Here is a 10386-nt window from a genome sequence, read left to right as displayed (position 1 = left end):
ACATCGTTGGGTTTTACAACAACGAACGGCTGCACTCGAAACTGGGATATCTGCCACCGACCGTTTACGAGCGGGCGATGGCGTCAAAACCACCTATCGAGGTGTCCGGAATTAGTTGACCACTGCAACTCTCCCAAACACCACGGTCAGTCCCCTCTCCCTCTGGGAGAGGGCTAGGGTGAGGGTTGGCTTTTGGCTGTTTAAATCTGTGTCAGATAACCAGAACCTTCCCACAAGGTTTTCAGGTTGTCCGTCGGACGTGCGCTCTCTAGGCTCTGGGTGTCGCTGAATGTTCAGTGATCGGGTGTGAGAACCCGCCGAGCTTGAAACTAGCACCAGTAAGACCATAATTGCGGCCGGTTTATTAGCCGTCGCAATGCCTTATGGCGGCTGTGTGCGGGCAGACTTCGGTCTGGCCGGTTTTCTGCTCACCGGTTTCTCACTCCGCACATAGCTGCCACCCTTTGCCACGTGAGAAATGGCTAAGGGCGGCTCGAATGACGAGCAGATTTTCATGAAAGATAAAATTGTCCCCGATCCCCCTATCGATCCCACATCCCCACTCGAAGAAGCCATCCGCGCCGACGACCAGATCAAAACCCGCGAAGCCATCAAACGCGCCCTGGATTTCTATCTCAGCCCCGACCCGGTCAAGCCCCGGCAACCCAGCACGATGTTCCTGATCCAGCCAAACATCGACACCGAAAGCCTGCTGGCGCATGCCTGTGAATCACTGGCGTCGGCGAACACGTTAACCGGTAACTTTGCCGATCAACTGGGCCGGCCCGAGCGTAATACGGCGTTGGCGATTCAGCAGATCATCATGCTGGCCGAGTTGGCGGTGAATCGGGCGCTGGATCGGGTTGATCCGCAGACCTGAGACCGCGTTATCGTTCTTCGCGAGCAGGCTCACTCCTACAAGGGAGCGCATTCCAAACTGTAGGAGTGAGCCTGCTCGCGATGGCGGCGGAACATTCACCACAAAATCCAGGCACAAAAAACCGCCGACCCTTCACAGATCGGCGGTTTTTCATTCAGCCCTCTTCAAATCACTGCATCAACACTTCAATCGAGCCATCGGCGGTCATGCTGACCTGGCTGGTACCCGCTTCAACTTCTGGCGTCACTGGCGCCGAGTCCATCGCCGCCGCTTTCATCATCATCGGTGCGCGCAGGTACGGTTGTGGATAACCGTTGCTGTTGAGGTTCAGGTTGACGATTTTGTAACCCTTGCCGCCCAGTGCATCGGTGGCCAGTTGCGCGCGGTTTTTGAAGGCGGTCACGGCTTCTTTGAGCAACTGGTCTTCGCTGGCCTTGCGGGTCGGGTCGGCGATGGCGAAGTCCATGCCGCCCATTTTCAGGTCGCCCAGCAGTTCGCCGGTGAGTTTGGACAGGGCGGCGAAGTCAGAGCTTTCCAGGCGCAGTTCGGCGCGTTCACGCCAGCCGGTGATCTTCTGGCCTTTGGTGTCGTAGATCGGGTAACTGTTGCGGCTGCCTTGGCGCAAGGTGATGTCTTTGACTTGCTTGGCCTGGGCCAATGCCTTGTTCATGGTGGTGCTGACGTCGGCGGCGAGTTTGGCCGGGTCGGTGTTTTGCTCTTCGGTGTAGAGGGTGACGATCATCAGGTCGCGGGCGACTTCCGTGCTGACTTCGGCGCGCAGGGAAATCTGGTTGTAGTGCAGCTCATCGGCGGCCAGGGCCGGAAGGCTGGCGATGCTGCCGACGGTCAGGGCGAGAAGGGCGGCGCTGCGGCGGAATGTGTGCATGAAAGCTCCTTGATGAGGGCGCAGGTGATGGTTCGGGGGCCTGCGTGAAACCATCAGACTCTAGCTTTTATGATCCGGTTCGCCCAGTTACAACTTCTATACACATCGGCGGGTCAGCTGTGCAGCCCTTCGCGAGCAGGCTCGCTGCCACCTTTGAAATGCATTCCCCCCTGTGGGAGCGAGCATGCTCGCGAAGAGGCCCTTATAGCCGCCGAAGATGTCTTCGCCATGTGGTCGTTTGCCGCACTTTCGCCTCTCAAGGCCGTGGCTTGGTTATACTCCGTGCGATCCGCCTGGAGCGCTCATCAGGAGAGCTCATGCTCGCCCCCGTACAATTGACTTCCGCCACTCGCCAGAACCTCTGGCGGCTGACTTTTATTCGCACTCTGGTGCTCGCCGCGCAGGCCGGTTCTGTAGGCCTGGCCTACTGGCTGCAACTGCTGCCGTTGCCGTGGGTGCAACTGGCAATGACCCTTGGCTGCTCGACGCTGCTCTGCGTGTTTACCGCGGTGCGTTTGCGTACCTCGTGGCCAGTGACCGAACTCGAATATGCGCTGCAACTGGCCTGCGATCTGGTGATCCACAGTGCGCTGCTGTACTTCTCCGGCGGTTCGACCAACCCGTTTGTTTCCTATTATCTGGTACCGCTGACCATCGCCGCGGTGACACTGCCGTGGCGCTATTCGGTGATCCTCTCCGGCATCGCGCTGGCGCTGTACACGGTGATGCTGACGCGGTTCTATCCGCTGGAAACCCTGCCGGTCGCCCGCGAGAATCTGCAGATCTACGGCATGTGGCTGAGCTTCGCGCTCGCCGCGGCGGTGATCACCTTCTTCGCCGCGCGTATGGCTGAGGAGCTGCGCCGTCAGGAAGAATTACGCGCTATCCGCCGTGAAGAAGGCCTGCGTGATCAGCAATTGCTCGCCGTCGCCACCCAGGCCGCTGGCGCCGCCCATGAACTGGGCACACCGCTGGCGACCATGAGCGTGTTGCTCAAGGAAATGCAGCAGGACCATCCCGACCCGATGCTGCAGGACGACCTGAAGGTGCTGCAGGATCAGGTCAAACTCTGCAAAGAAACCTTGCAGCAACTGGTGCGCGCCGCTGAAGCCAACCGGCGTCTGGCGGTCGAGATGCAGGACGTCACCGACTGGCTCGATGAAGCGCTGAACCGCTGGCACCTGATGCGTCCGGAGGCCAGTTATCGCTTCCACCGTCTCGGCCAAGGCACCGTGCCGCGCATGGCGCCGCCGCCGGATCTGACCCAGGCCTTGCTGAATCTGCTCAACAACGCCGCCGATGCCTGCCCGGAAAACCTCAAAGTGACCCTGGACTGGGACGTCGAGAACCTGACCATCAGCATTCGTGACCACGGCGCCGGCGTGCCGCTGGCCATCGCTGAGCAGATCGGCAAACCGTTTTTTACCACCAAGGGCAAAGGTTTCGGCCTGGGCCTGTTTTTGAGCAAGGCCAGCGTGACACGCGCCGGCGGCTCAGTGAAACTCTATAGTCATGAGGAAGGCGGCACGCTCACCGAGCTGCGCCTGCCCCACGGCGCCCGAGGAGACCAACATGAGTGACGAAATCCAAGTCGAAGGCGAAGAACTGCCGCATTTGCTGCTGGTCGACGACGACGCAACCTTCACCCGCGTCATGGCCCGTGCCATGGCTCGCCGTGGCTTTCGCGTCAGCACCGCCGGTTCCGCCGAAGAAGGCCTGACCATCGCCCAGGCCGATCTGCCTGATTACGCTGCGCTCGATCTGAAAATGGACGGCGATTCCGGTCTGGTACTGCTGCCCAAGTTGCTGGAGCTGGACCCGGAAATGCGCGTGGTGATTCTCACCGGATATTCGAGCATTGCCACCGCAGTCGAAGCGATCAAGCGCGGCGCCTGCAACTACCTGTGCAAACCGGCCGACGCCGACGACGTGCTGGCCGCGTTGCTCTCCGAGCATGCTGATCTCGACAGTCTGGTGCCGGAAAACCCGATGTCGGTTGACCGCCTGCAATGGGAACACATCCAGCGTGTGCTCACCGAACACGAAGGCAACATCTCCGCCACTGCCCGTGCCCTGGGCATGCACCGCCGCACCCTGCAGCGCAAACTGCAGAAGCGCCCGGTTCGTCGCTGAACCTGCGCTGAACGACTATCGCCAGCCCTCGCGATAAAACGCACCGATCATCTATGATCGGTGCGTGTCTGTTCTTTTCTATATCGAGCCTTATCCATGAATCAGAACGCTGAATATTCCGCGGTCAACGATGCTGTGCGCGGGCAGTTTTTTCGTAAAGTGTGGGCGATGACCACGCCTTACTGGCGCAGCGAAGAGAAGGGCAAGGCCTGGACATTGCTGATTGCCGTGATCGCGTTGTCGCTGTTCAGCGTGGCGATCTCGGTGTGGATCAACAGTTGGTACAAGGATTTTTACAACGCTCTGCAAAAGAAGGACGAAGCGGCGTTCTGGCAGTTGATCCTGTATTTCTGCGGCATCGCCACGGTGGCGATTCTCGGCGCGGTGTATCGCCTGTACCTGACGCAGATGCTGACGATTCGCTGGCGGGCGTGGCTGACCGAGAACCACTTCAAGCGCTGGCTCGGCCACAAGAACTACTATCAGCTGGAGCAGGGCGGTTACACCGATAACCCCGACCAGCGGATTTCCGAAGACCTCAACACCTTTACCGCCAACACCCTGAGCCTTGGCCTCGGGCTGATTCGCACGGTGGTCAGTCTGGTGTCGTTCTCGATCATTTTGTGGGGCGTTTCCGGCAGCATCGAAGTGTTCGGCATCGAGATTCCCGGCTACATGTTCTGGTGTGCGCTGATTTATGCCGCCGTCGGCAGTTGGCTGACGCACCTGATCGGTCGACGCTTGATCGGCCTGAACAACCAGCAACAACGTTTCGAAGCAGACCTGCGTTTCTCCATGGTGCGCGTGCGCGAGAACGCTGAAAGCATCGCCTTGTATAACGGTGAACCGAACGAAAATCGTCGTTTGAGCAGCCGTTTCGGGCTGGTCTGGCACAACTTCTGGGACATCATGCGCGTATCCAAGCGCCTTACGTTCTTCACTTCCGGCTACGGCCAGATCGCAATCATCTTCCCGTTCATCGTCGCGGCCCCACGTTATCTGGCGGGCAAGATCGAACTGGGTGAGCTGATGCAAATCAACTCGGCATTCGGCAACGTGCAGGAGAATTTCAGCTGGTTCATCAGTGCGTATTCGGATCTGGCCGCGTGGCGCGCAACCTGTGATCGTTTGCTGAGTTTCCGCCAGGCCATGACCGACAACGAAGAGCGCACCCCGGCGATCGACGTGCAGAATCAGGGCAGCGAACTGCAGGTGCATAACCTTGGTCTGGACCTGGCCGATGGTCGTCATCTGTTGACCAATGCCGACATGACCGTGGAGCCGGGTGATCGGGTCATGCTCAGCGGCCGTTCCGGCAGCGGCAAGTCGACGCTGTTGCGGGCGATGGGGCATTTGTGGCCGGGGGGGCACGGCAACATCCGCTTGCCGGCGGCGCGGTATCTGTTCCTGCCGCAAAAGCCGTATCTGCCGATCGGCACCCTGCGCGAGGCACTGAGTTATCCACAACCGGGTGACACCTACGCGTCTGAACGTTATGCACAAGTGCTGGAAACCTGCCGTTTGCCGCATCTGGTCGCGCGGCTGGACGAGGCCAATCACTGGCAACGCATGCTCTCGCCGGGTGAACAGCAACGCTTGGCCTTCGCCCGTGCGCTGCTTTACGCACCGCAGTGGTTGTACATGGACGAGGCGACTTCGGCGATGGACGAGGAAGATGAAGCGACGCTGTATCAGGCGTTGATTGATCAGATACCGGGGCTGAGCATTGTCAGCGTCGGCCATCGTAGCAGTCTGAAACGCTTCCATCCACGGCATGTGCGGATCGACAGCGGCCATTTGGTTGAACAGACCGTGACTGCCTGATCAACACACATCCCATGTGGGAGCTGGCTTGCCAGCGATGGCGTCGGTTTAGTCGACATCTTCATCGACAGGTATGGCCTCATCGCTGGCAAGCCAGCTCCCACAGGTTTTGTATGGAAATGGAAAGTGATCGTACAACCCGCTTGAGCTATGATGCCCACAAGCCGAATTTTCGAGACTAGATGCACACCATGGAAAACCTGATCGACACCCCGCGTCTCCCGCGCAAGCGCCGCAGTCTGGCCCAGGAACTGGTGACGGTGCTGAGCGAGCAGATCCGCGATGGCCTGCTTAAACGCGGTGACAAATTGCCTACCGAGTCGGCGATCATGGAAGCCCATGGCGTCAGCCGCACCGTGGTGCGCGAGGCGATTTCCCGTTTGCAGGCAGCCGGCCAAGTGGAAACTCGCCACGGCATCGGCACCTTCGTACTCGACACGCCAAGTCCGAGCGGTTTCCGTATCGATCCGGCCACCGTCGTCACCCTGCGTGATGTTCTGGCCATCCTCGAATTGCGCATCAGCCTCGAAGTCGAATCTGCCGGCCTTGCCGCGCAACGTCGCAGCGCCGAGCAACTGGCGACCATGCGCGCCGCGCTCGATGCGCTTAATGAAAGCGCTGCCCATGCCAGTGATGCTGTGGCGTCGGACTTTGCTTTCCACCTGGAAATCGCCCTGTCCACCGGCAACCGCTACTTCACCGACATCATGACCCACCTGGGCACCAGTATCATTCCGCGTACGCGGCTGAATTCGGCGCGATTGGCCCATGATGATCAACAGCACTACATGAGTCGCCTGAGCCGTGAGCACGAAGAAATCTACGACGCGATTGCCCGTCAGGATTCCGATGCAGCGCGTGCGGCGATGCGTCTGCACCTGACCAACAGCCGTGAAAGACTGCGCCAGGCCCATGAAGAGGCGCAGGCGCAGGGTTAGTATTTATTAGTGTTTGAGGTAAACCCGCAGCTCCGGAGACTCAGCCGTATTACCTGACGAGGTCTGCACGCTATAACTCAATTTAGCGGTGGCACTTGGTACGATCTTTTCTGCAAATATCTTTTTCGGGATCTCGAATACAAATGGAGCATCGGCGGGTGACCCTACGGCAAGTTCCCAGCTGTATTCATTCCCTGTGGAAGTGCTGACCTTGAATGTGATCTTGTCTCCCTTGCTAACATTTGGATATGACTGGACTTCGCCGTGGGCAGGATCAACCAGGTTGTGAACGTAGAGTGTGAACTCTCCATTGTGCTCGATGGCTTCGCGGAGGCGGGGGGTAGCGAGGGCTTTTACTTGAACATTCATGATCGAAATTCCTTTTATAACCAATCAAACCTTTGCAATCGCGTAGTGATGACACACTACGATCGGAGTCGGTTTGTTATCTCCTGAAGTCATTAGCTCAGGAATACCCATTCTTACGCACCTGTACGAAATACCAGTCTCGACGAACGGTTATCACGCGAAGCGCCTGTGCCAAAGCGTTGTGAGCTGGTCAATCGAAAATCATGATCAAGTTTCGATCCGCAACCTCAACACTTCCGAAAACGGCTCCATGCTCGACTCGTCGCAAAACTTGTAGCGCAGTTCAACCACCCTGTTCAGGTACGGCCGCAGCGCCTCTTTAGGTATCTGCAACTCGATCCCCGTGAGCTTTTCCATCTCGTCCTCGGCATCGTCCCAAGTGCCCGTGTCCACTTCTTCACCAATCCATTCCGGCTCTTCCGGGTCGCCGCCGAGAATCGGGTAGACGCTCCAGTTCGCCGGAAAATCGCTGGAATCCGGGACTTGTACGATCAAGACATCAGGCAGCGTCGATAGCTGAAGCGTGAGGGTGCAGGAGGACTGAGCAGCCATTTTCGAGAGAGTCGGAGCAGCGTAATTCGTGGACATTTCGGGTTCCTTCGAGTGATCCGCCACGATACTTCGTGGCGGTCGTCACACATTACGCGGCGTAGCAACGGCGCTCAGTAAACGAATCTTGACCAGACGTTTCTGCAATCGAACCCAGTAATCACGGGCCTTTGCGAGAATTCGCGCTAGGGCTTAAACACTTTTGTCCGACAAAAAACCACCCACAACGATGAAATGCAGTTGACGGTTATCTTTTAAGTTGTACGATGACCTACAACTTCAGCGAAGGCTGAACGATCAACTCACAAAAAACGTTGCTACCAGGGTGTTCGAATAATGAATCCACAAGAACTGAAGTCCATCCTCTCTGCCGGCCTGCTGTCTTTCCCGGTGACCGATTTCAACGCGCAGGGCGATTTCAACCGCGCGGGCTATATCAAACGCCTGGAATGGCTGGCTCCGTATGGCGCTTCAGCCTTGTTCGCCGCCGGTGGCACTGGTGAGTTCTTCTCCCTCGCCGCCAGCGAATACTCGGAAATCATCAAGACTGCCGTCGACACTTGCGCAACGAGTGTGCCGATCCTAGCCGGTGTCGGTGGTTCGACTCGTCAGGCCATCGAATACGCTCAAGAAGCCGAGCGTCTGGGCGCCAAAGGTCTGTTGCTGCTGCCGCACTACCTGACCGAAGCGAGCCAGGATGGTGTTGCCGCTCACGTTGAAGCCGTGTGTAAATCGGTCAACATCGGCGTGGTCGTCTACAACCGCAACGTTTGCCGCCTCAACGCACCGCTGCTGGAACGTCTGGCCGAGCGCTGCCCGAACCTGATCGGCTACAAGGATGGTCTGGGCGATATCGAGTTGATGGTGTCGATCCGTCGCCGCCTCGGTGATCGCTTCAGCTACCTGGGTGGTCTGCCGACCGCCGAAGTCTACGCCGCAGCCTACAAGGCGTTGGGCGTGCCGGTTTACTCCTCGGCGGTGTTCAACTTCATCCCGAAAACCGCGATGGACTTCTACCACGCGATCGCTCGAGAAGATCACGCCACCGTCGGCAAGATCATCGACGACTTCTTCCTGCCGTACCTCGACATCCGCAACCGCAAGGCCGGTTATGCCGTGAGCATCGTTAAGGCAGGCGCGAAAATCGCTGGCTATGACGCAGGCCCGGTGCGGGCACCGCTGACCGACCTGACTGGCGAAGAGTACGAAATGCTCGCCGCGCTGATCGACAAGCAAGGTGCGCAGTAACACCCGATAAAAGCGAGGCCGCTGAGCAATCAGCGGCTTTTTGCGTGAAGGCTTTGAGATTTGAGGGCTGCCCCTGTGACAACTGCAAAACGCTACGACAACTACATCAACGGCGAATGGGTTGCCGGTGCCGACTACTCGGCCAACATCAACCCGTCGGAACTGAGCGACACCATCGGCGACTATGCCAAGGCTGACCTGACTCAGGTTCACGCCGCCATCGACGCTGCTCGCGCGGCATTCCCGGCGTACTCGACTTCGGGCATTCAAGCCCGTCACGATTCGCTGGATAAAGTCGGCACGGAAATTCTCGCCCGTCGCGAAGAACTCGGCACCTTGCTGGCCCGCGAAGAGGGCAAGACTCTGCCCGAAGCCATCGGCGAAGTGACCCGCGCCGGTAACATCTTCAAGTTCTTCGCTGGTGAATGCCTGCGTCTGTCCGGCGACTACGTGCCGTCGGTGCGTCCGGGCGTCAACGTCGAAGTGACCCGCGAAGCACTGGGCGTGGTCGGTCTGATCACCCCGTGGAATTTCCCGATTGCGATTCCGGCGTGGAAGATTGCTCCGGCGTTGGCCTACGGCAACTGCGTGGTGTTGAAGCCCGCCGATCTGGTGCCGGGTTGCGCTTGGGCACTGGCGGAAATCATCTCCCGCGCAGGCTTCCCGGCCGGCGTGTTCAATCTGGTGATGGGCAGCGGCCGTGTGGTCGGTGATGCCTTGGTGCAGAGCCCGAAAGTCGACGGCATCAGCTTCACCGGTTCGGTGGGCGTGGGTCGTCAGATCGCGGTCAACTGCGTCTCGCGCCAGGCCAAGATTCAGCTGGAAATGGGCGGCAAGAACCCGCAGATCATTCTCGATGACGCCGACCTCAAGCAAGCGGTCGAGCTGTCGGTGCAGAGCGCGTTCTACTCCACCGGCCAGCGTTGCACAGCGTCGAGCCGCTTGATCGTCACCGCCGGGATTCACGACAAGTTCGTTGAAGCCATGGCCGAGCGCATGAAGTCGATCAAGGTCGGCCACGCCCTGAAATCCGGCACCGACATCGGTCCAGTGGTTTCCCAGGCGCAGCTGGAACAGGACATGAAGTACATCGACATCGGCCAGTCCGAAGGTGCGCGTCTGGTCAGCGGTGGTGGTCTGGTGACCTGCGATACCGAAGGCTACTTCCTCGCGCCAACGCTGTTTGCCGACAGTGAAGCGTCGATGCGCATCAGCCGCGAAGAGATCTTTGGCCCGGTGGCCAACATTGTTCGCGTGGCCGATTACGACGCGGCGCTGGCGATGGCCAACGACACCGAGTTCGGTCTGTCGGCGGGTATTGCGACCACTTCGCTGAAGTACGCCAACCACTTCAAACGTCACTCGCAAGCCGGGATGGTGATGGTCAACTTGCCGACCGCTGGCGTCGATTACCACGTTCCGTTCGGTGGCCGTAAAGGTTCATCCTATGGATCACGTGAGCAAGGCCGTTATGCGCAAGAGTTCTACACCGTGGTGAAAACCAGCTACATCGGCTCCTGATAAACGCAATAACCCTGTAGGAGCTGCCGAAGGCTGCG

The 10386-nt window shown here is 58.8% G+C and carries 10 protein-coding genes; 7 read left to right on the top strand and 3 right to left on the bottom strand.

Annotated elements, in window-relative coordinates:
- Positions 1-514: 514 nt before the first annotated feature.
- On the top strand, positions 515-880 hold the full coding sequence (locus tag CKW38_RS10415; protein ID WP_256588361.1) for a DUF6124 family protein: 366 nt from the start codon (positions 515-517) through the stop codon (positions 878-880).
- Between the two features lie 169 nt (positions 881-1049).
- Here the strand turns inward: CKW38_RS10415 and CKW38_RS10410 are convergent, their stop codons facing one another.
- Positions 1050-1766: an SIMPL domain-containing protein gene (locus tag CKW38_RS10410; RefSeq protein ID WP_095112689.1), complete on the bottom strand. Its 717-nt coding sequence runs from the start codon at positions 1764-1766 to the stop codon at positions 1050-1052.
- A gap of 317 nt (positions 1767-2083) precedes the next feature.
- Between CKW38_RS10410 and CKW38_RS10405 the strand changes: the two genes are divergently transcribed.
- The 4 genes from CKW38_RS10405 to CKW38_RS10390 all read left to right on the top strand — a co-directional run bounded on the left by CKW38_RS10405 (position 2084) and on the right by CKW38_RS10390 (position 6661).
- The gene (locus CKW38_RS10405; RefSeq protein ID WP_007915316.1) at positions 2084-3346 is read left to right on the top strand and encodes an ATP-binding protein; all 1263 of its coding nucleotides are present in this window, start codon (positions 2084-2086) and stop codon (positions 3344-3346) included.
- Positions 3339-3899: a response regulator transcription factor gene (locus tag CKW38_RS10400; protein WP_003221630.1), complete on the top strand. Its 561-nt coding sequence runs from the start codon at positions 3339-3341 to the stop codon at positions 3897-3899. The genes CKW38_RS10405 and CKW38_RS10400 overlap by 8 nt, the downstream gene beginning before the upstream one ends.
- A 96-nt stretch (positions 3900-3995) precedes the next feature.
- A complete protein-coding gene (locus CKW38_RS10395) occupies positions 3996-5723 on the top strand; it encodes an ABC transporter ATP-binding protein/permease (protein WP_095112688.1) in 1728 nt (575 codons plus the stop codon).
- 191 nt (positions 5724-5914) lie between these two features.
- Positions 5915-6661 carry a FadR/GntR family transcriptional regulator gene (locus tag CKW38_RS10390; RefSeq protein ID WP_176472316.1) on the top strand — a complete coding sequence of 249 codons (747 nt, stop codon included), beginning with the start codon at positions 5915-5917 and terminating at the stop codon, positions 6659-6661.
- A 6-nt stretch (positions 6662-6667) separates the two neighbouring features.
- Here CKW38_RS10390 and CKW38_RS10385 read toward each other — a convergent pair whose 3' ends face one another.
- Positions 6668-7030, bottom strand: a complete 363-nt coding sequence (locus CKW38_RS10385) for a hypothetical protein (protein ID WP_095112687.1) — start codon at positions 7028-7030, stop codon at positions 6668-6670.
- A 207-nt stretch (positions 7031-7237) separates the two neighbouring features.
- Positions 7238-7618, bottom strand: coding sequence for a hypothetical protein (locus CKW38_RS10380; RefSeq protein WP_095112686.1), 381 nt, complete (start codon positions 7616-7618; stop codon positions 7238-7240).
- A gap of 297 nt (positions 7619-7915) precedes the next feature.
- Here CKW38_RS10380 and kdgD point away from each other — a divergent pair, with 297 nt between their 5' ends.
- The gene (kdgD, locus tag CKW38_RS10375; RefSeq protein WP_007915340.1) at positions 7916-8827 is read left to right on the top strand and encodes a 5-dehydro-4-deoxyglucarate dehydratase; all 912 of its coding nucleotides are present in this window, start codon (positions 7916-7918) and stop codon (positions 8825-8827) included.
- 75 nt (positions 8828-8902) lie between these two features.
- Positions 8903-10348: an aldehyde dehydrogenase family protein gene (locus CKW38_RS10370; RefSeq protein ID WP_095112685.1), complete on the top strand. Its 1446-nt coding sequence runs from the start codon at positions 8903-8905 to the stop codon at positions 10346-10348.
- The last annotated feature ends 38 nt before the right edge of the window (positions 10349-10386 follow it).

It is taken from the genome of Pseudomonas sp. Irchel 3H7 (genome assembly GCF_900187605.1).
GTDB lineage: Bacteria > Pseudomonadota > Gammaproteobacteria > Pseudomonadales > Pseudomonadaceae > Aquipseudomonas.
The sequence above is the reverse complement of the archived record's forward strand: the minus strand, read 5'-3'. Positions and strand labels throughout refer to the sequence as shown.